General features: G+C 70.9%; 20 protein-coding genes and 1 tRNA gene. 13 read left to right on the forward strand and 8 right to left on the reverse strand.

Annotated elements, in window-relative coordinates:
• Window positions 1–140 precede the first annotated feature (140 nt).
• Window positions 141–689 (forward strand): YwqJ-related putative deaminase, encoded by a 549-nt coding sequence (locus tag ABZ910_RS20845; RefSeq protein WP_361366953.1) that lies wholly within the window; start codon window positions 141–143, stop codon window positions 687–689.
• A gap of 106 nt (window positions 690–795) precedes the next feature.
• Complete coding sequence (locus tag ABZ910_RS20850) at window positions 796–1,329, forward strand: SUKH-3 domain-containing protein (protein WP_361366955.1); 534 nt, start codon at window positions 796–798, stop codon at window positions 1,327–1,329.
• Between the two features lie 31 nt (window positions 1,330–1,360).
• Here the strand turns inward: ABZ910_RS20850 and ABZ910_RS20855 are convergent, their stop codons facing one another.
• Window positions 1,361–2,674, reverse strand: a complete 1,314-nt coding sequence (locus ABZ910_RS20855; protein WP_361366958.1) for a histidine kinase — start codon at window positions 2,672–2,674, stop codon at window positions 1,361–1,363.
• Window positions 2,675–2,904: 230 nt separating this feature from the next.
• On the opposite strand from ABZ910_RS20855, the gene ABZ910_RS20860 reads away from it, so the two are divergent.
• The 7 genes from ABZ910_RS20860 to ABZ910_RS20890 all read left to right on the forward strand — a co-directional run bounded on the left by ABZ910_RS20860 (window position 2,905) and on the right by ABZ910_RS20890 (window position 8,587).
• Window positions 2,905–2,980: transfer RNA gene (locus tag ABZ910_RS20860), tRNA-Gln, on the forward strand.
• 123 nt (window positions 2,981–3,103) lie between these two features.
• The gene (glmU, locus tag ABZ910_RS20865) at window positions 3,104–4,552 is read left to right on the forward strand and encodes a bifunctional UDP-N-acetylglucosamine diphosphorylase/glucosamine-1-phosphate N-acetyltransferase GlmU (RefSeq protein ID WP_361366960.1); all 1,449 of its coding nucleotides are present in this window, start codon (window positions 3,104–3,106) and stop codon (window positions 4,550–4,552) included.
• Window positions 4,553–4,688: 136 nt separating this feature from the next.
• Window positions 4,689–5,669, forward strand: coding sequence for a ribose-phosphate diphosphokinase (locus ABZ910_RS20870; RefSeq protein WP_361366963.1), 981 nt, complete (start codon window positions 4,689–4,691; stop codon window positions 5,667–5,669).
• A gap of 194 nt (window positions 5,670–5,863) precedes the next feature.
• Window positions 5,864–6,457, forward strand: a complete 594-nt coding sequence (locus ABZ910_RS20875; protein WP_361366965.1) for a 50S ribosomal protein L25/general stress protein Ctc — start codon at window positions 5,864–5,866, stop codon at window positions 6,455–6,457.
• 118 nt (window positions 6,458–6,575) lie between these two features.
• Window positions 6,576–7,178, forward strand: a complete 603-nt coding sequence (gene pth / locus ABZ910_RS20880; protein ID WP_361366968.1) for an aminoacyl-tRNA hydrolase — start codon at window positions 6,576–6,578, stop codon at window positions 7,176–7,178.
• Window positions 7,179–7,230: 52 nt separating this feature from the next.
• Window positions 7,231–7,734: a hypothetical protein gene (locus ABZ910_RS20885; RefSeq protein ID WP_361366971.1), complete on the forward strand. Its 504-nt coding sequence runs from the start codon at window positions 7,231–7,233 to the stop codon at window positions 7,732–7,734.
• Window positions 7,735–7,888: 154 nt separating this feature from the next.
• Window positions 7,889–8,587: an LPXTG cell wall anchor domain-containing protein gene (locus ABZ910_RS20890; protein ID WP_361366973.1), complete on the forward strand. Its 699-nt coding sequence runs from the start codon at window positions 7,889–7,891 to the stop codon at window positions 8,585–8,587.
• Window positions 8,588–8,651: 64 nt separating this feature from the next.
• On the opposite strand, the gene ppc is transcribed toward ABZ910_RS20890, so the two are convergent.
• On the reverse strand, window positions 8,652–11,384 hold the full coding sequence (gene ppc / locus ABZ910_RS20895) for a phosphoenolpyruvate carboxylase (protein ID WP_361366976.1): 2,733 nt from the start codon (window positions 11,382–11,384) through the stop codon (window positions 8,652–8,654).
• A 322-nt stretch (window positions 11,385–11,706) separates the two neighbouring features.
• Here ppc and ABZ910_RS20900 point away from each other — a divergent pair, with 322 nt between their 5' ends.
• Together ABZ910_RS20900 and ABZ910_RS20905 are read left to right on the forward strand one after the other, a co-directional pair.
• On the forward strand, window positions 11,707–12,714 hold the full coding sequence (locus ABZ910_RS20900; RefSeq protein ID WP_361366978.1) for an acyl-CoA desaturase: 1,008 nt from the start codon (window positions 11,707–11,709) through the stop codon (window positions 12,712–12,714).
• A complete protein-coding gene (locus ABZ910_RS20905; RefSeq protein ID WP_361366981.1) occupies window positions 12,711–13,385 on the forward strand; it encodes a TetR/AcrR family transcriptional regulator in 675 nt (224 codons plus the stop codon). The genes ABZ910_RS20900 and ABZ910_RS20905 overlap by 4 nt, the downstream gene beginning before the upstream one ends.
• Here ABZ910_RS20905 and ABZ910_RS20910 read toward each other — a convergent pair.
• Window positions 13,382–13,747 (reverse strand): VOC family protein, encoded by a 366-nt coding sequence (locus ABZ910_RS20910; RefSeq protein ID WP_361367085.1) that lies wholly within the window; start codon window positions 13,745–13,747, stop codon window positions 13,382–13,384. The genes ABZ910_RS20905 and ABZ910_RS20910 overlap by 4 nt on opposite strands.
• Window positions 13,748–13,749: 2 nt before the next feature.
• Complete coding sequence (locus tag ABZ910_RS20915) at window positions 13,750–14,559, reverse strand: trans-aconitate 2-methyltransferase (protein ID WP_361366984.1); 810 nt, start codon at window positions 14,557–14,559, stop codon at window positions 13,750–13,752.
• Between the two features lie 89 nt (window positions 14,560–14,648).
• On the opposite strand from ABZ910_RS20915, the gene ABZ910_RS20920 reads away from it, so the two are divergent.
• Window positions 14,649–15,146 (forward strand): MarR family transcriptional regulator, encoded by a 498-nt coding sequence (locus ABZ910_RS20920; protein WP_361366987.1) that lies wholly within the window; start codon window positions 14,649–14,651, stop codon window positions 15,144–15,146.
• Here the strand turns inward: ABZ910_RS20920 and ABZ910_RS20925 are convergent.
• On the reverse strand, window positions 15,105–15,902 hold the full coding sequence (locus tag ABZ910_RS20925; protein ID WP_361366989.1) for a response regulator transcription factor: 798 nt from the start codon (window positions 15,900–15,902) through the stop codon (window positions 15,105–15,107). The two genes, ABZ910_RS20920 and ABZ910_RS20925, sit on opposite strands and share 42 nt — an antisense overlap.
• A gap of 264 nt (window positions 15,903–16,166) precedes the next feature.
• Between ABZ910_RS20925 and ABZ910_RS20930 the strand changes: the two genes are divergently transcribed.
• Entirely contained in the window at window positions 16,167–16,622 is a 456-nt protein-coding gene (locus ABZ910_RS20930; RefSeq protein WP_361366992.1) for a GNAT family N-acetyltransferase, read from the forward strand.
• Between the two features lie 43 nt (window positions 16,623–16,665).
• On the opposite strand, the gene galK is transcribed toward ABZ910_RS20930, so the two are convergent.
• From galK to galT, 3 genes are read right to left on the reverse strand one after another with little or no spacing between them, the layout of a single operon-like run.
• Window positions 16,666–17,838 (reverse strand): galactokinase, encoded by a 1,173-nt coding sequence (gene galK, locus ABZ910_RS20935; RefSeq protein WP_361366995.1) that lies wholly within the window; start codon window positions 17,836–17,838, stop codon window positions 16,666–16,668.
• Entirely contained in the window at window positions 17,839–18,801 is a 963-nt protein-coding gene (galE, locus tag ABZ910_RS20940; RefSeq protein ID WP_361366998.1) for a UDP-glucose 4-epimerase GalE, read from the reverse strand.
• Complete coding sequence (gene galT / locus ABZ910_RS20945) at window positions 18,798–19,862, reverse strand: galactose-1-phosphate uridylyltransferase (RefSeq protein WP_361367000.1); 1,065 nt, start codon at window positions 19,860–19,862, stop codon at window positions 18,798–18,800. Before galT ends, galE begins: the two co-directional genes overlap by 4 nt.
• Window positions 19,863–19,928 lie beyond the last annotated feature (66 nt).

Below are 19,928 nucleotides of genomic sequence, written 5' to 3' on the forward strand. Positions count from 1 at the left end.
CGCCGGACCTCCGCCTCCGTGACCAGGCGTCACCCCACCGTGACGACCCGCCCGCACCCTGGCGTGTCGCGCCGCCCCAGCTTCCGCACACGCCACGGTATTTGGCACTCTGTGTCCTCCGGGTGGATGCTCGGGAGGGGATGATGATCATGAACGCGACGCAGACAGGGCCGCACACGGACACCCGAACCGGCCGGCCCACCGCGGCCTCCGGCGACCCCCGCATCGACTGGAGCCACACCGAGACACCGCACGCCCCCACCCTGCGCAACCGCCGCGACGGCATCCTGCCCACCGTCGCCGCCGCCCTCTCCGTCCGTGGCGCCACCCTCACCGGCACCGCCGCCCGCGGCGACCGGCCCCCCACCCTGCACCCCCTCGTCCAGGACTTCCTCGACACGCTCACCAGCGCCCAACGCGACCGCTTCACCGGCCGCTGCGCGGAGACCATCCTCATCTCCCGCCACCTCACCGCCGCCGACGCCGCCCGCAGCAAACGCTCCGCCCGCAAACCCATGACCAACGGCGAAGCCCGCAAAGCCCTCAAACAAGCCAAGCTCACCACCCGCCGCATACGCGAGGACGGCGATCCGCTCCACGGCAGCTTCGCCACCCCCTGCCGCGCCTGCACCGCCCTCAGCGACCACTTCGGCGTCCGCGTCGTCGACCCGACGACAGCCGCCACCTGACCCGACCACGCGCGCACCGACCCCCCACACCCCGCAGCACACCTCCCCGGCGCGCGCACTCCGGACGCACCCCCGCCGAACGGCGAACGAAACGATCGAAGGGCAGATGCACGCCGACCGCACCTCCTCCCCCCGGCGCTCGACACCGCCGGCACAGGGGGGAACCCCAGCGCGCTTCCCCACGAGCGTCGACGCCGCCCTGCGCGCCGCCGGCTGGCAACCCGGACGCTGGGACATAAGGCAGGCCGAGGTCTGGGCCGACACCCTCCGCGAACACACCTCACCCGCCGGGCACCGGCACGCCGTCTTCCCCGCCGCCGTCGAAGCCTGGGCCGAATTCGGCAACCTCCGCGTCACCCCCAGGGGCCCCGGCCGCCAGATCGCCCCCGCCACCCTCCACCTCGACCCCCTCCACGGCCTCCACCTCGCCCGCACCCTCGGCGACCTCGGCCGCACGCTCGACACCCACGTCTGCCCCCTCGGCGAGGAGACCGACACCCAATCCCTGCTCGCCATCGACAGCGAGGGCCGCGTCTACACCCTCGACCACACCGGCGACTGGTACCTCGGCCCCGGCATCGACCACGCCCTCACCACACTCATCACCGGCGTCCAGCCCGCACGCCTGAGCACCGGCTGACGCCACCGGTCACCCTCGACCGGCAGCGCGCCTACCCCGCCGGGATCACCGCCGAAACCCGAAAACCCCCCGCATCCGTCGGCCCCGACACGAACACCCCGCCCAGCGCCAGCACCCGCTCGCGCATCCCGAGCAGCCCATTGCCGCCCGACGGCAGCCGCGCCGCCGACGCCGACCCCGGCTCCGGCGGCGGCTCGTTCTCCACCTGCATCGCGATCTCCGACACCCGATGCGCGAGCCGTACGTACGTCTTCGCACCCGCCGCGTGCTTGTGCACGTTCGTCAGCGCCTCCTGCACCACGCGGTACGCGGTCTGCTCCACCTCCACCGCGTACGTCCGCACGGCGCCCTGCACCGACAGGTCCACCGCCATCCCCGCGGCGGCCGACTGCCCCACCAACTCGTCCAGCTCCGACAGACAGGGACCGTCGGCCGCACCGTCGTCGACGACGGCCCGGGAAGCGGCCGCGGCGGCCGCCGCCCCGACGGCGGCGAGCGGCACCGACGCCTCACGCCGGTCCGCCGCGTCCCCGGCGCGCAGCACCCCCAGCATCTCCCGCAGCTCGGTCAGCGCCTGCCGGCCCATGTCCCCGACCAGCGCCGCGTTGCGCACCGCCTTCTCGGGATCCTTCCGCGCCACCGCCTGCAGCGCGGCGGCGTGCACCACCATCAGACTCACCCGATGCGCGACGACGTCATGCATCTCCCGCGCGATCCGCGTCCGCTCCTCGCCCCGCGCCCACTCGGCCCGCTCCTCCGCGCGCTCCGCGAGCAACTGCAGCTCGCGCTCCAGGCTGTCCGCCCGCTCCCGCAGGCTCTCCATCAACCGCCGCCGGGCCCCCACGTACAACCCGAGCAGCAGCGGAGGAGCGGTCAGACCGAGCGACGTCGTGATCGAGGCGAACGGGACGAACCAGTTCCCGAGCGTCAGATCCCCCCGCGCCATGTCCTGCCGCACGCGCACGAAGGTCACGATCAGCGTCCCGACGAGCGACATCCCCGCGAGCGCCACGATGATCCGGCGCGGCAGCTCGGCGGCGGCGAGGGTGTACAGCCCCACGATCCCCATCAGGAAGCCCATCTGGGCCGGGGTGATCGCGATCGACACCAGCACGACGGCGATGGGCCACTTGCGGCGGAGCACGAGCACCGAACCGGCCAGCAACCCGAACACGATCCCCGCCGGCACCAAAATCCCCGCGTCCCGCGCGAACGGAACACCCTCCGCACCGCACTCCGCCGCCGACGCCAGCGCAAGCGCCCCGTCCAGTACCGCGCTACGCCAGCGGGCCCACCACCACGGCCCGGTCACGGCCGCGGAGCCCTCTTCCCCCGTCGTGGTCATGCGCCAAGCGTACGGGCGGCCGGGGTCGCTTTTCCGGTGAGTTTCGCGGACTGCCGTACACCACACTCCGTAATCGAATCGCGGCGAAACCCACTGGTATCCGTCGAACTGCCGAACCATGCCCACCTGACCCCGGAATTGGGCATTCCAGCCGGACCGTATGCCGATGGCCGATGGAGCGGAATCGTGGCCCATGCGCAGGCACGTCTCGGGTAAGGTCTGGAGCGCTGTCCCCCGTGGTGTAACTGGCAGCACACTGGTTTTTGGTACCAGCAGGACAAGGTTCGAATCCTTGCGGGGGAGCCACAGCACCACATGACCTGAGTTCGGGCCCTGACAGCACAGTCGGGGCCCGCTCTCATATCCCCCACGAAACCCCCCGGTATCCTGCGGATGTCACCCCGCCGTCCAAAGCCGAAGGGCAACCCCGTGAGCGCCATTCGCCCGGCCGCCGTCGTCGTTCTCGCAGCGGGTGAGGGCACCCGTATGAAGTCGTCCACACCCAAGGTTCTGCACGAGATCTGCGGTCGCAGTCTCGTCGGTCATGTACTCGCCGCAGCGCGTGAGTTGGACCCCGAGAACCTGGTCGTCGTCGTGGGGCACGCCCGTGAGCAGGTGACCACGCACCTCGGTGAGGTCGACCCGCAGGTGCGTACGGCCGTGCAGGAGCGGCAGAACGGCACCGGGCACGCCGTGCGGATGGCTCTGGAGGAGCTGGGCGGCGGCGTCGACGGGACCGTGGTCGTCGTCTGCGGGGACACCCCGCTGCTGACCGCCGACACCCTCAAGCAGCTCGCCGCCACCCATCACACCGACGGCAACGCCGTGACCGTGCTCACCGCGGAGGTCCCGGACGCGACCGGTTACGGCCGTATCGTGCGCGACGACGCCTCCGGTGCCGTCACCGCGATCGTCGAGCACAAGGACGCCACCGACTCTCAGCGGGCGATCCTGGAGATCAACTCCGGTGTGTTCGCCTTCCACGGGCAACTCCTCGCCGACGCCATCGGCAAGCTGCGGACGAACAACAGCCAGGGCGAGGAGTATCTGACCGACGTCCTCGGCATCCTGCGCGAGGCCGGGCACCGCGTCGGCGCCTCCGTCGCCGCCGATCACCGTGAGATCGCCGGGATCAACAACCGTGTGCAGCTTGCCGAGGCGCGCCGCAGCCTCAACGACCGACTGCTGGAGCGGGCGATGCTGGCCGGCGTGACGGTCGTGGATCCGGCGACCACGTGGGTGGATGTCACGGTCACGTTCGAGCAGGACGCCCTCGTGCATCCGGGGACGCAGCTGCAGGGCTCGACGCATCTCGGTGAGGGCGCCGAGGTCGGGCCGAACAGCCGGCTGAAGGACACGCGCGTGGGCGCGGGGGCGCGGGTGGACAACACGGTGTCGGACGGTGCGCGCATCGGTGCGCAGGCGTCCGTGGGGCCGTACGCGTACCTGCGTCCGGGCACCCGGCTCGGCGTGAAGTCGAAGATCGGTACGTACGTGGAGACGAAGAACTCCTCCATCGGTGACGGGACGAAGGTTCCGCATCTGTCGTACGTCGGGGACGCGACGATCGGCGAGCAGACGAACATCGGGGCGGCGAGCGTGTTCGTGAACTACGACGGGGAGAGCAAGCACCACACCACGGTGGGGTCGCATTGCAAGACCGGTTCGGACAATATGTTTGTGGCTCCTGTCACGATTGGGGACGGTGCGTACACCGCCGCCGGGTCCGTGATCACGAAGGATGTGCCGCCCGGTTCACTGGCCGTGGCCCGCGGTCAGCAGCGGAATATCGAGGGCTGGGTGGCTCGGAAGCGTCCCGGCAGCGCGGCCGCGAAGGCGGCGGAGGCGGCGTCCCGGCAGGGCGTTCGCGAGGACTGACTGGAAACGGTCGCCTCAAACTCGGCGTACCGTGATAAGTGCACATCCACGCACCCCCACCTAGCTGTATCGGCCCTCTCGCCCCCAGCCGAGAGCTCTCGACGCCCAGCTGAGACACCTCTGAGGAGACTGTGCTGTGACCGGGTTCAAGACGACCGGCGAAAAGAAGATGATGTTCTTCTCCGGCCGCGCCCACCCCGAGCTTGCCGAGGAGGTCGCCCGCGAACTCGGTGTCGGGGTCGTCCCGACGAAGGCCTTCGACTTCGCGAACGGTGAGATCTACGTCCGCTACCAGGAGTCGGCTCGTGGTGCGGACTGCTTCCTGATCCAGAGCCACACGGCTCCGATCAACAAGTGGATCATGGAGCAGCTGATCATGATCGACGCGCTGAAGCGTGCGTCGGCCCGCTCCATCACGGTGATCGTGCCGTTCTACGGTTACGCGCGGCAGGACAAGAAGCACCGTGGTCGTGAACCGATCTCGGCGCGTCTGATCGCGGACCTGATGAAGACGGCGGGTGCGGACCGCATCCTGACGGTGGATCTGCACACGGACCAGATCCAGGGTTTCTTCGACGGCCCGGTGGACCACCTGTTCGCGCTTCCGCTGCTGGCGGACTACGTGGGCGACAAGGTGGACCGCGAGAAGCTGACCGTGGTGTCTCCGGACGCGGGCCGGGTGCGGGTGGCCGACCGCTGGTGCGACCGCCTCGGTGCGCCGCTCGCCATCGTGCACAAGCGCCGTGACAAGGACGTCGCGAACCAGGTGACGGTCCACGAGGTCGTGGGTGAGGTCAAGGGCCGGGTGTGCGTTCTGGTCGACGACATGATCGACACGGGTGGCACGATCTGCGCCGCCGCCGACGCGCTGTTCGCGCACGGCGCGGAGGACGTCATCGTGACGGCGACGCACGGTGTGCTGTCGGGTCCGGCGGCGGACCGTCTGAAGAACTCGCGCGTGAGCGAGTTCGTGTTCACCAACACCCTGCCGACGCCGGGCGAGCTGGGCCGCGACCTGGACAAGCTGACGGTGCTGTCGATCGCGCCGACGATCGCGAGCGCGGTGCGTGAGGTGTTCGAGGACGGTTCGGTGACGAGCCTGTTCGACGAGCAGTAAGCCGCGGGCGACCGCCTGAAGATCCTTTTGGGTACGGCCTCCCCCTCCGAGTAGACTGTGGCAGTTGCTCGGCGAGGGAGGCCGTGCCCGTTTCTCTTACGGGTCTGGTGCTCCGTTATCGACGCGCTCTTCGTAGCAGGCCGTTCGTGGCCGGGTGACCCCGTCCGTATCTACCTCTACGAGGAGTGATCATCATGTCCGAGGTGAAGCTCACCGCCGAGACGCGCACCGAGTTCGGCAAGGGTGCCGCGCGTCGCGTCCGCCGCGAGAACAAGGTTCCGGGTGTCCTGTACGGCCACGGTTCCGACCCGCTGCACCTGACGCTGCCGGCTCACGACCTGCAGATGGCGCTGCGTACGCCGAACGTTCTGATCTCCCTGGACATCGACGGCAAGTCCAACGAGCTGGCGATCCCGAAGGCCGTGCAGCGTGACCCACTGAAGGGCTTCCTGGAGCACGTCGACCTGCTGCTGGTCAAGCGCGGCGAGAAGGTCACGGTCGAGATCCCGGTCCGCACCGAGGGCGAGCTGGCCCCGGGCGGCAACCTGCTGGAGCACGTCCTGGACGCGCTGCCGGTCGAGGCCGAGGCCACGCACATCCCCGAGTCGGTCACCGTCTCCGTCCAGGGTCTGGAGGCCGGTGCCTCGATCCACGCCAAGGACATCGCTCTGCCGTCCGGCGTGACGCTGGCCACCGACGAGGACGCGGTCGTCCTGCAGGTCCTGGCCGCGCAGGTCGAGGAGGCCCCCGAGGGCGAGGCCGAGGGCGAAGAGGCCGCCGAGGCCTGATCCTCGCGATCGTCGTTTCGTCAGCCGCTGCCCCCGGTGGGGGCAGCGGCTGACGTGCATCAGTGGCCGGCGTGCCCGAGGACGCGCGTCGGCGCGTTCCAGCGCGTATCAAGGAGTTATGGACGTGAGCACTCCCGCAGGCGCCCCCTGGCTGATCGTCGGCCTGGGGAATCCGGGGCCGGACTACGCGATGAACCGTCACAACGTGGGGTTCATGGTGGCCGATCTGCTGGCCGAGCGGATCGGGGGGAGGTTCAAGCGGGCCGGGAAGGCGCAGGCTCAGGTCGTGGAGGGCCGTATCGGGCCGCCGGGTCCGGCGAGCCGGCGGGTGATCCTGGCGAAGCCGATGTCGTACATGAACCTGTCGGGCGGGCCGGTGAACGCGCTGCGGGACTTCTACAAGGTGCCGGTGGAGAACATCGTCGCGGTGCATGACGAGCTGGACATCGACTACGGCGTCCTGCGGCTGAAGCTGGGCGGGGGCGACAACGGGCACAACGGGCTGAAGTCGATGACGAAGGCGATGGGGTCGGACTACCACCGGGTGCGGTTCGGGATCGGGCGGCCTCCGGGGCGGATGCAGGTGGCCGATTTCGTGCTGAAGGACTTCTCGTCGTCGGAGCGCAAGGAGCTGGACTACTTCGTGGACCGGACGGCGGACGCGGTGGAGTGTCTGGTGATCGAGGGGCTGGAGCGGGCGCAGGGCTCGTACAACTCCTGATTTGTCCGGGCTTGGGGCGGGCGGGAGTTGACCGACCCGAGGGCCATGGCCAATGATCCCGGCCATGCCTGCCTCCGCATCCCCGTCCCGTCAGGCCTCGGTCACCGCCCTGCGGTTCGGCCGGCTCGCGGTGATGGGTGCCGTCGCCGTGCTGATCCTGGTCGCGGGGGTGTGGGGTTCGTGGGGGACGGCGCAGCACGTGATGCTGACGAAGGGGCGGGAGAGCGGCACGATCGAGGTGGCGCGCTGCGGTGCGGCCACGTGTTCGGGGCCGTTCACGCCGCTGTCGGCGGGGGCGATGGCGCGCAAGAAGGTCGTCATCGCGCGGACGGTCGCGGTACGGCAGGGGCAGACGTACACGGTGGTCGTGAAGCCGGGCGGGGACGAGGTCGTACGGTCCGGGCCGGGCGGCGTGCTGTATGCCTGGGTTCCGCTGGGGGGTGCGCTGTTGCTGGCCTCGGTCGTGGTGGCGGGCGGGCTGCGGATGGCGCGGACGGGGTGGGTGCTGGCGGGGTCGGGGGCGGTGCTGCTCACGGCGGCTTTCGTGGCGCTGTGAGGGGGTGCGCGGGGGTCTGGGACTTGCCCGAACTGTGGAAGAAATGTGTGTGGCCTGTTCGTAATTGACCAACACGTGGCCCGAGTTGCAAGCTGATCCGACTCCCCCCACATCTTTTTCTTTCCCGTTCGCATCTCGTAGAGAGATCGTCCCCATGCGTACCCTCCTTCGCGCCGGCGCGCTCAGCGCCGGCCTGTCGGCCGCGCTTCTGCTCGCGCCGGCCGCGCACGCATCCGCTTCCGGTGACAACGGCACCGTGAAGATCCACGCCTCGACGACCGGCGACGACGCCCGCCGGAACGAGCCGCACGCGTGCACGTTCTACCTGGACGGCTTCGGTTTCGACACCGCCCAGCAGGTCGACTGGCACATCGAGGCCTGGGCGCCGACGGGCGCCACGAAGGGCGAGACCGTGAAGTCCGGCTCGCTCACCCTGGACGCCGACGGTCACGGCCGTACGGCCGAACTGTCGCTGCCCGACGGGCACTACAAGCTCTTCTGGAACTTCGCCGGCGAGCACGGTGCCGCGAAGCAGAAGGTGTTCTGGACGAACTGCCAGGGCGCGAAGTCGGGCGGCGTGTCCGTGTCGGCGTCCGCGGGCGTGTCGGGTTCGGGTGTGTCCGTGGCCGCCGGTGTGACGGTCGGCTCGGACGCGTCCGATGCCCCGACCGCCGCCCCGTCCGCATCGTCGTCCGCGTCGTCGCCCTCGTCGCCGTCGGCGCAGGGCGGCTCGGGCGACCTGGCCGAGACGGGTAACGGTGCGCCGCTGGGCGTGCTGTCGGGCGTCGCCGCGGCGCTGGTCGGCGCGGGCGGTTACCTGATGTTCCGCCGCCGGAAGGCCGCCCAGGGCTGACCGCACATGAGGGTGCCCCCGTGCTTCGCTGCGAAGCGCGGGGGCACCCTCATGTCCGAGGCGATCAGCCGGTGTTGCGCAGGCCCGCCGCCACACCGTTGACGGTCAGGAGCAGGGCCCGGGACAGCAGCGGGTCGGCCGGCTCGTCCGCGGCGGCGGCGTCGCGCTGGCGCTTGAGGAGCGCGACCTGGAGGTAGGAGATGGGGTCCAGGTAGGCGTCGCGGATGGCGAAGGTCTGCCTCAGCACGGGCTGGGCGTCGAGGAGTTCGCTCTCGCCGGTGATGCGGAGCACCTCGCGCACGGTCAGCTCGTGCTCGGCGCGGATGCGTTCGAAGACGTGCTTGAGCTCGTCGGGGACGAGCGTGTCGACGTAGTGCTCGGCGATCCTGAGGTCCGTCTTCGCGAGCGTCATCTCCACGTTGGACATGAAGTTGCGGAAGAAGTGCCACTGTTCGTGCATCTCGTCGAGGACGCCGTCGAGGCCGGCCTCGCGCAGGGCCTTGAGGCCGGAACCGACGCCGAACCAGCCGGGCACGATCTGCCGTGACTGGGTCCAGCCGAACACCCAGGGGATGGCGCGCAGTCCGTCGAGTCCGGCGCCGGAGTCGGGCCGCCGCGAGGGCCGCGAGCCGAGGTGCAGGTCGGCGAGCTGGTCGACGGGGGTGGAGGCGAAGAAGTACGCCGGGAGGTCGGGGTCCTCCACCAGGCGGCGGTAGGCGTCGTGGGCGGCGTCGGAGACGACGTCCATGGCGGCGTCCCAGCGGGCGAGGGCCTCGACGGACTGACGAGGTGCCGTGTGCAGGGCGGAGGCCTGCAGGGTGGCGGCGACGGTCAGTTCCAGGTTCTCGCGGGCCAGCGAGGGGACCAGGTACTTGTCGGAGATGACCTCGCCCTGCTCGGTGACCTTGATCTCGCCTTCGAGGGTGCCCCAGGGCTGGGCGAGGATCGCGTCGTGCGAGGGGCCGCCGCCGCGGCCGACGGTGCCGCCGCGGCCGTGGAAGAGCCGGAGCCGTACGCCGTAGCGGTGGGCGACGTCGCGCAGGCGGCGCTGGGCACGGTGGATCTCCCACTGGGAGGTGGTGATGCCGCCGAACTTGGAGGAGTCGGAGTAGCCGAGCATGACCTCCTGGACGTCCCCGCGCAGCGCGACGAGGCGCCGGTAGGAGGGGTCGGAGAGCATGTCCTCCAGGATCGTGTCGGCGGCCTTGAGCTCGTCGGTGGTCTCCAGGAGCGGCACGATGCCGATCTTGGCCCAGCCGGCGTGCAGGTCGATGAGGCCGGCCTCGCGGGCCAGGACGGCGGCGGCGAAGACGTCGTCGGCGCCCTGGCACATGGAGATGATGTACGACTCGATGACCTCGGGTCCGAACACCTCCAGGGCCCGCTTGACGGTCTGGAACGTGCCGAGGGTCTTCTCACCGGCGGCGTCGACCGGGGCCGGGGTGGGGGCCAGCGGCCTCCTGGACCGCAGCTCCTTGGCGAGGAGCTTGGCCCGGTACTCGCGCGGCATGTCGGTGTAGCGCCAGGACTCCTCACCGAGCCGGTCGAAGAGCTGGCCGAGGGCGTGGTGGTGGGCGTCCGCGTGTTCGCGTACGTCCATGGTGGCGAGCTGGAGGCCGAAGGCGGCGAGGGTGCGGATGGTGCGGGTCAGCCGGCCGTCGGCGAAGAGGGCGCCGCGGTGTTCCCTGAGGGAGGTCTGGATGATGCGCAGGTCGCCCAGCAGCTCGGCGGTGCCGAGGTAGTCGCGGCCCGGCTCGTGGGGGATGCCCTTGGCGAGGCGCTGCTTGGTGTTCTCCAGCTTCTGCCGGATGCAGGTGGCCTTGAGGCGGTAGGGCTCCTCGGCGTTGAGGCGCTTGTAGCGGGGGCTGATCTCGGGGAGGACCTCGAGGTCGGCGCGCAGCGACTCCAGGAGTTCCTCGGTGGCGCCGGTGTAGCGGATGGAGTTGGAGAGCAGCCCGCGCAGCTCGTCGATCATCTCCAGGGCGTCGTTGATGCCGTGTTCGTGCTGGAGGATGAGGACGTCCCAGGTCACCTGCGGGGTGACGTTGGGGTTGCCGTCGCGGTCGCCGCCGATCCAGGTGCCGAAGGTGAGGGGGCGGGTGGCGTCGGGGAGGTGGACGCCGACGCGCTCCAGCTCGGCGGTGAGGTCCTCCAGGACGTCGCCGACGGCGCCGGCGTGGAGTTCGTCGAGGTAGTAGATGGCGTTGCGGGCCTCGTCGGTGGGCTCGGGGCGTACGACGCGCAGCTCGTCGGTCTGCCAGACGAGGTCGATGTTCTCGGCGAGCCGGGTGTCGTGGCGGCGGCGGTCGGACTCGATGACGGGGGTCTCGAGGAGCTCGGCGATGCGCCGGAGCTTGCCCAGGACCGACCGGCGCGCGGCCTCGGTGGGGTGGGCCGTGAACACGGGGCGAACGTTCAGATGCTGGACGGTCTGCCGCAGGTGCTCGGGATCGGCGTCCTTGAGGCGGTCGGCGGTACGGGCGAGGAGGCTGCCCTCGGCGGCGCGGTGGGCGCGCAGCTCGCGGCCGCGGTGGACCTGCTCGGTGACGTTGGCGAGGTGGAAGTAGGTGGAGAAGGCGCGCACCAGCTTGGCGGCGGTCTCCAGTTCGGTGTCACGCAGCAGCTCGGCGGCGGCCTCGCCGTCCTCGCGGGTGAGGCGGCGGACCTTTTCCACGAGTTCGAGCAGTTCAGGGCCCTCCTGCCGTACCAGCGTCTCGCCGAGGAGGTCACCCAGTCGCCGGATGTCCGCGCGCAGCTGGCTGCCGGTCGTGGTGGTCTGGTCGTCGGCACTGCTCACAGGTGCGGCTCCTTGGAGTGTTGAAGCTTCTCTGGGAGGGAACCCGGCCAGTCTGCGACGCAGAGGGCGCCGCACACGAACCGGACATCCGGGAAGAAATCAGAGCGGACCGCGCTGTCCGACCGATTCCAAGGATAGGTGTCCGTCCGGACGCGCTGACCTATGGGCTCTTGCCGCCGTGAGACGCACTGCCATACTTACGAAGCCGTAGGTTACGGAACCGTAGGAAATCATTGTCCGAGTCCTCCGGGATTTCCGGCGACCCGGCACCCGTCTCGACCTTATGGACCCTCTCGACCCTCGAACCGCACAGAGGACGCCCATGACCACGAGTTCCGATGTGATCGACGACGCCCCGAAGTCGACCGACCCCCCGTCCTCGTCCGCGACGCTGGGCGGTGAGCAGAAGCGTTCGGTCGAGCAGATCGCGCTGCTGATGTTCATCATCGTGCCGTTCCTCGCACTGCTCGCGGCGGTGCCGCTGGCGTGGGGCTGGGGGGTGAGCTGGCTGGATCTCGGCCTGCTGGTCTTCTTCTACTTCCTGGGCTGCCACGGCATCACGATCGGCTTCCACCGCTACTTCACCCACGGGTCCTTCAAGGCCAGACGGCCCCTGCGGATCGCGCTGGCGATCATGGGGTCGATGGCGGTCGAGGGTCCGCTGGTGCGCTGGGTGGCCGACCACCGCAGGCATCACAAGTTCTCGGACGCGGAGGGCGACCCGCACTCGCCGTGGCGGTTCGGGGAGACGATCCCGGCGTTGATGAAGGGCCTGTGGTGGGCGCACCTCGCCTGGATGTTCGACGAGGAGCAGACGCCTCAGGACAAGTACGCGCCGGACCTGATCAAGGACCCGGCGATCCGGGCGGTCTCCCGGCAGTTCGTGCTGTGGACGTCGGTGTCGCTGCTCCTGCCGCCGCTGATCGGCGGGCTGGTCACGATGTCCTGGTGGGGCGCGTTCACCGCGTTCTTCTGGGGTTCACTCGTCCGGGTGGCTCTGCTGCATCACGTGACGTGGTCGATCAACTCGATCTGCCACGCGGTCGGCAAGCGGCCGTTCAAGTCGCGGGACCGCTCGGGCAACGTGTGGTGGCTGGCGGTCCTGTCGTGCGGCGAGTCCTGGCACAACCTGCACCACGCCGACCCGACCTCGGCGCGGCACGGTGTGGAGCGCGGGCAGCTGGACTCCTCGGCCCGGTTCATCCGCTGGTTCGAGCGGCTCGGCTGGGCGTACGACGTGCGCTGGCCGTCACGCTCGCGTATCGATTCGCGCCGTAAGTCCGCGGAAGGCGGCTCCCGGCGGGGGGCGGAATCGGCGAAGGCGGCATGATTGACGCCGTGGCGACCGACTCCAGCACCCCCAGCAATGAGAAGCCGCGGCGCGCGCGTCGCACCCGGATGACCGGTGCCGAGCGCCGCCAGCAGTTGCTGGAGATCGGTCGCACGCTCTTCGCGGCGAAGGGCTTCGAGGGCACGTCGGTGGAGGAGATCGCGGCGAAGGCCGGGGTGTCCAAGCCGGTGGTGTACGAGCACTTCGGCGGCAAGGAGGGGCTGTACGCGGTGGTGGTGGACCGCGAGATGCGGCGCCTGCTGGACATGGTCACGGGCTCCCTGACCGCCGGCCACCCGCGCGAGCTGTGCGAGCAGGCTGCCTTCGCGCTCCTCGACTACATCGAGGAGTACACGGACGGCTTCCGCATCCTGGTCCGCGACTCCCCCATCCCCCAGTCCACGGGCTCCTTCGCGTCGCTCATCTCGGACATCGCCACGCAGGTGGAGGACATCCTGGGCCGCGAGTTCAAGAGCCGCGGCTTCGACCCGAAGCTGGCCCCGCTGTACGCCCAGGCCCTGGTCGGCATGGTCGCGCTGACCGGCCAGTGGTGGCTGGACGTGCGCCGCCCGAAGAAGGCGGAGGTCGCCGCGCACCTGGTGAACCTGGCATGGCACGGGCTGGACGGGCTGGAGCAGAAGCCGCGGCTGATAGGGCACCGGAAGAACTAGATTCCGTCCGGCTCCAGGAACTCCAGGCGGTTGCCGACCGGGTCCTCGGAGAAGAAGCGGCGGTGGCCCGGAAGGTCGTCGTCCCAGGTGACCGGGGCCCCGTGGGCGGCGAGCCGGGCGGCGTACGCCTCGATGCCGGTGACCCTGAGCCCCGGATGGGCCTTCTTCGAGGGGCGGAAGTCCTTCTCGATGCCCAGGTGCAGGTGCACGGGTCCCGCCTGGAACCAGCAGCCGCCGCGCGCGGCGAGGACCGGCGGCTTGCGGATCTCGGTCATGCCGAGGGCGTCCACGTAGTAGGCCCGCAGCCGGTCCTCGGAGCCGGGCGGGACGGCGAGCTGGACGTGGTCGAGGGCGGCGAGCATCGTCACGCCTCCTTCGTGGCGACGGCGAACAACCGGCGGAACGGCAGGACCGTGCCGTACGGCGCGCTCGGGTAGGCCTCCCGCAGCAGGTCCCGGTATTCGGTCACGAAGGCCTCGCGCGCCTCGGGGTCGTCGGCCAGCGCGGTCAGGGCGGGCCGCAGTCCGGTGCCCTTGACCCAGTCGAGGACGGGATCCTCGCCCTGCAGGACGTGGAAGTACGTGGTCTGCCACACGTCCGCCGCGCAGCCGAGGCGGGCGAGCCGGTCGAGGTAGACGCCCGGGGTGTGCACGGAGTCCTCGCGGCGCAGGACGTGACCGAGCCGGTTCTTCCAGCGGGCGCTGTGGGCGAGTTCGCGCATCAGGGCGTGCAGGGGCGCGTCGATGTTGTCGGGGACCTGGAAGGCGAAGGTGCCGCCGGGGGCGACGCCGTCCAGCCAGGCCGGGAAGGCGTCGAGATGCCCCTCGACCCAGTGCAGGGTGGCATTCGACACGATCAGGTCGTACGGCTCCTCGGGCACCCATACGGCGGCGTCCGCGTGAGCGAAGTCGAGGCGGCCGCCGCCGGGCGTGGGACCGGCGTACTCCTGGGCCTTCTCCAGCATCGCGGGCGAGCTGTCGTACCCGGTGATGCGGGCGGTGGGCCAGCGGTCGGCGAGGACGGCGGTGACGTTGCCGGGGCCGCAGCCGAGGTCGGCGATGCGGGGCGGGTCGCCGGGCAGGCCGGGGACGCGGGCGAGGAGGTCCGCGAAGGGGCGTGCGCGGTGGCCGGCGTGACGGAGGTACTGGGCCGGGTCCCAGGTGGGCTTGGTCATGGACTTCACTGTTCCCGGGTAAGTATCTCGATGTCAAGAGACTCCACATCAAGAGACTTCATGTCGACACAACCACTACACTTGATCCCATGGAGGACGAGGTCGATCGGCTGGTGGCTGCGTGGCGCCGGGAGCGCCCTGACCTCGACGTGGAACCGCTCGAGGTGCTCAGCCGCGTGAGCAGGCTGGCCCGGCACCTGGACCGGGCCCGTCGACTGGCCTTCGCCGAGCACCATCTGGAGCCCTGGGAGTTCGACGTCCTGACCGCGCTCAGGCGCGCGGGCACGCCGTACCAGCTCTCGCCGGGACAGCTGCTGACGCAGACCCTGGTCACCTCGGGCACGATGACGAACCGCATCGACCGCCTGGCGAAGAAGGGCCTGGTGGAGCGGCTGCCCGACCCGAGCGACCGGCGGGGCGTGCTGGTCCGGCTGACGGACGAGGGCCGCGACCGCGCGGACCAGGCCCTGGCCGGACTGCTGGACCAGGAGCGGGCGATCCTCGTCGAGCTCACCGGCGCCCAGCAGTACGAACTAGCGAACCTGCTACGCCAGTTGACCGCCCCGTTCGACAACATCCCCGGATAGGGCCTGCCCCAGGTCCACCGGCCCCACCCCCGCCCGGCGCGCCAGCGCGACCGCGGCCAGGGTGGAGTGGACGCCCAGTTTGCCGAGGACGTTCTGCATATGGGTGCGGACGGTGTGCGGGGAGAGGAACAGGCGGTCGGCTACGGCCTTGCGGCCCAGGCCGGCCACCATGCAGCGCAGCACCTCGCGCTCGCGCGGGGTGAGGGACTCGACCAGGCGCTCGCTCTCGGTGCGGTGCTTGCGGGCGGCGGTCAATTCCCGCAGGACGCCGGTGAGCAGGGCGGGCGGAAGATGGGTCTCGTCGCGCAGGACGCCCCGTATGACGGTGAGCAGCCTGGACAGCGAGCAGTCCTTGGCGACCCATCCGGAGGCGCCGGCCTGCAGTGCGAGGGCGGCCCGCCGCGGATCGTCCTTCGCGGCGAGCACGACGATTCGTACGCCGGGCTGTGCCGAACGGACGCCCGCGACCAGCGAGATCCCGTCGACCAGCCCGTCCTCGCCGCCCTCCGGCACCGGCACGGCCGGCCGCACGCCGGGACCATGGCCGTTCGGCACATGGGCGCCGCCCAGGTCGGCGTCGACGAGCAGGACGTCGAAGCGGCGGCCCTCGGTGGCCGCCCGATCCAGGCAGCGCAGCGCGGCCGGACCGCTGCCGGCGGCGGAGACGTCGACGTCGGGCTCGGCCGCCAGGGCCGCGGCGAGCGACTCGGCGAAGATGCGGTGGTCGTCGACGACGAGGACGCGGATGCGAACCATGAAACCCCCTTCCCCACGCTCTCGGCGAGCAGGGGATACCCAAGGTCCGGAGGACGAGGAGCCGGCGCGGGCACGACACCCGCGAAGGAAGGACGGGACCGCCCGGCCGCCGCCGCGCGGAAACTGATGACCCCCCACCGCGGGCGCCGTACCCGACTGTCTCGCCCCCTGATCAGCACCGGCCCCCACCGGCGCTGCTCCTCAGAGTACGGAGGGAAGCCGTGAGCGGAAGGCGATTTGCAGAACTGGCCGCCGAGCGCGTTTATGGTGTGCCGCATGTTTCGTATTGAGGCGGAAGTAGACAGGGCGAGGCGCGATCTTCTCCACTCCCGGCTGCGGGACACCAATACGGCGGCGTCCCCGGTCCTGCACGCCCTGCGCGGAACCGCGGGCGAGCGGGAACTCCCGCTTCACGTGTGGGCGTCGGAACACGACGGGGAGATGGCGGGCGGGCTCGTCGGCCACACCTGGACGACATGGCTGCACGTGACGTACCTGTGGGTCGACGAACGCCATCGCGGCGCGGGCCTGGGTTCGCGGCTGCTCGCGACGGCGGAGGAGCTGGCCCGCGGCGAACGGGGCTGCCGGGCGGCCCGGTTGGAGACCTGGGACTTCCAGGCACCGGAGTTCTACAAGAAGCAGGGGTACGAGGTGGTGTGCGTGATCCCCGACTATCCGCCGGGGATCACGGAGTACACGCTGACCAAAACGCTCGACTGACCAGGACGCTCGGCTGGCCGGTTCGCTCGACTGGCCGGGTCGCTCAGCCGATCCGCCGTGCCCCCGCCCCCGGCACCGCCTCGAACACCCGCGGCGCCGTGAGGCCGGCCGCGGCGAAGGCCGCCTCGACGGCCTTGGTGATGGTGTCGGTGTCCGCGGCCTCCGCGAGCACGATCGCCGAGCCGCCGAAGCCGCCGCCCGTCATGCGGGCACCGAGAGCCCCCGCGGTCAATGCGGTGTCGACCACCAGGTCCAGTTCGGGGCAGGAGACGCGGAAGTCGTCGCGCAGGGAGGCGTGGCCCTCGGTCAGCACCGGGCCGATGGCGCGGGTGTCGCCCGACTCCAGCAGGGCCACCACCCGCTCCACCCGCGCGTCCTCGGTGACGACGTGGCGCACCAGACGGCGCACCTCCTCCTCGTCGCCCAACTCGGCGAGCGCCGCGTCGAGTCCGCCCTGCGGCACGTCGCGCAGCGCGTCCAGGCCGAGCAGCGCCGCGCCCTTCTCGCAGCCGGCGCGCCGCCTGCCGTACTCGCCGCCGCTGTGGGCGTGCTGCACACGGGTGTCGACGACCAGCAGGCGCAGGCCCTCGGCGGCCAGGTCGAAGGGGATCTGCCGCTGGGACAGGTCGCGGGTGTCGAGGAACAGGGCGTGGCCCTCCGCGCAGCAGGCGGACGCGGTCTGGTCCATGATGCCGGTCGGGGCGCCGACGTAGACATTCTCGGCGCGCTGGCACAGGCGGGCCAACTGCCAGCGCTGCAGGCCGAGTTCGTACAGGTCGTCGAGAGCCAGGGCGATCACGACCTCCAGCGCGGCCGAGGACGACAGGCCCGCGCCCGCCGGGACCGCCGAGGCCAGGTGGATGTCGGCGCCGGTGACCGGGTGGCCCGCCTCGCGCAGCGCCCAGACGACACCCGCCGGGTACGCGGTCCAGGTGCGGTCGGTCCCGGGCGCGAGGCCCTCCAGCCCGAGTTCCACGGCCGGGCCCTCGACGTCCGCCGAGTGCAGGCGCAGCCGGCCGTCCGTGCGGCGGGACACCGCCGCCACCGTCGTGTGCGGCAGCGCGAACGGCATGACGAAGCCGTCGTTGTAGTCGGTGTGCTCGCCGATCAGGTTGACCCGGCCCGGCGCCGACCAGACGCCCTCCGGCCCGGCCCCGTACAGCTCGGCGAAGCCGTCCCGTACGCCCAGCACGTCCCGCACCTGCTGTGCCCCCACTTACCGCTCCTCTGCGCTCTCCTGCGCGAACGTCCACGCGTCCGCGACGATACCGGCCAGGTCGGCGCGCGACGGGCGCCAGCCGAGGCGCTCGCGGGCGGCGTCGGCCGAGGCGACCAGGACGGCCGGGTCGCCGCCGCGGCGCGGGGCCACGATCTCGGGGATGGGGTGGCCGGTGACCTTGCGGACGGTCTCGATGACCTCGCGCACGGAGAAGCCGTTGCCGTTGCCGAGGTTGCAGATCAGGTGCTCGCCGGGCCGTGCGGCGCCGAGTGCCAGCAGGTGGGCCTCGGCGAGATCGGCGACGTGGATGTAGTCGCGGACGCAGGTGCCGTCGGGGGTCGGGTAGTCGTCGCCGAAGACGGAGATCGCGTCGCGGCGACCCCGGGCGACCTGGAGGACCAGCGGGATCAGATGCGACTCGGGGTCGTGCCGCTCGCCGCAGGCGCCGTAGGCGCCCGCCACGTTGAAGTAGCGCAGCGAGACCGCGCCCAGGCCGTGCGCGACCGCCTCGCCGGTGATCATGTGGTCGACGGCGAGCTTGGAGGCGCCGTAGGGGTTGGTGGGCCTGGTCGGGGCCGTCTCGACGATCGGGACCTCCTCCGGCTCGCCGTACGTCGCCGCCGTGGAGGAGAAGACCAGCGTGCGGACGCCCGCCTCGCGCATCGCGGCGAGCAGCGCCATGGTGCCGCCGACGTTGTTGTCCCAGTACTTCTCGGGCTTCACGACCGACTCGCCGACCTGGGAGAAGGCGGCGAAGTGCAGCACGCCGTCGTAGGAGGAGTCCAGCCACTTCGCGGCGTCGCGGATGTCGCCCTCGACGAAGGCCGCCCCGGCGGGCACGCCCGCGCGAAAGCCGGTGGAGAGGTTGTCGAGGACGGTGACCTCGTGGCCGGCCTCCAGCAGGTGCTGGGCCACGACACTGCCGACGTAACCCGCGCCACCCGTCACCAGGTACTTCATGAAGTCGCTACCTCTCGCAGTCGCTCGGCCGCGCGCTCCGGCGGCACGTCGTTGATGAACACGTTCATGCCGGATTCGGAACCCGCGAGAAACTTCAGCTTGCCGGAAGTGCGGCGAATGGTGAAAAGCTCGAGGTGCAGGGCGAAATCGTCCCGTTCCACGCCGTAGGACTCGGCGGTCCGGCCGCCGAACGGCGCCTGGTGCCAGGCCGCGATGTACGGCGTCGGCGGCTCGTCCGGCCCGAAGATCCGGTCGAAGCGCCGGAGAAGCTCCAGGTAGACGGCGGGAAACTCCGCGCGCGCCGCCTCGTCGAGGGCGAGCAGGTCGGGGACGCGGCGCCTGGGGTAGAGGTGGACCTCGTACGGCCAGTGCGCCGCGTACGGCACGAAGGCCACCCAGTGTTCACTCGCAAGGACGACCCGCTCACCGGCGAGTTCGCGCTCCAGGACGGCGTCGAAGAGGTTCTCCCCGCCGGTCGCCTCCTTGTGGGCCGCCAGCGAGCGCAGCATCAGGGCGGTGCGCGGGGTGGTGAAGGGGTAGGCGTAGATCTGGCCGTGCGGGTGGCCCAGCGTCACGCCGATCTCCTGGCCGCGGTTCTCGAAGCAGAACACCTGCTCGACGGAGGGGAGGGGGGACAATTCCGACGTCCGATCGGTCCAGGCGTCCAGCACGAGCCGCGCCTGCTCCTCGCTCAGGTCGGCGAAGGACGCGGTGTGGTCGGCGGTGAAGCAGACGACCTCGCAGCGGCCCGAGTCCCCGGCCAGCGAGGGGAAGCGGTTCTCGAAGACGACGACGTCGTACGACGAGTCCGGGATCTCGCTCAGCCGCTCACCCCGGGAGGGGCACAGGGGGCACTCGTCGGCGGGCGGGTGGTAGGTGCGGCCCTGCCGGTGGGAGGCGACGGCGACGGCGTCGCCGAGAAGAGGGTCGCGGCGGATCTCGGAGGTCGTGAGGGTCCGCTCCAGGGGGCGCCGGTCGGTCGCGTCGCGCACGGTGTCGTCGCGCAGGTCGTAGTAGACGAGTTCACGCCCGTCGGCCAGTCGGGTCGCGGTCTTCTTCACGTCGGACTCCCCTGACTCCCCGGTCGAGTCACCGTAGCTTCAAACAGAACTCAACATACCAAAACA

Source organism: Streptomyces sp. NPDC046805 (assembly GCF_040645355.1).
Taxonomy (GTDB): domain Bacteria; phylum Actinomycetota; class Actinomycetes; order Streptomycetales; family Streptomycetaceae; genus Streptomyces.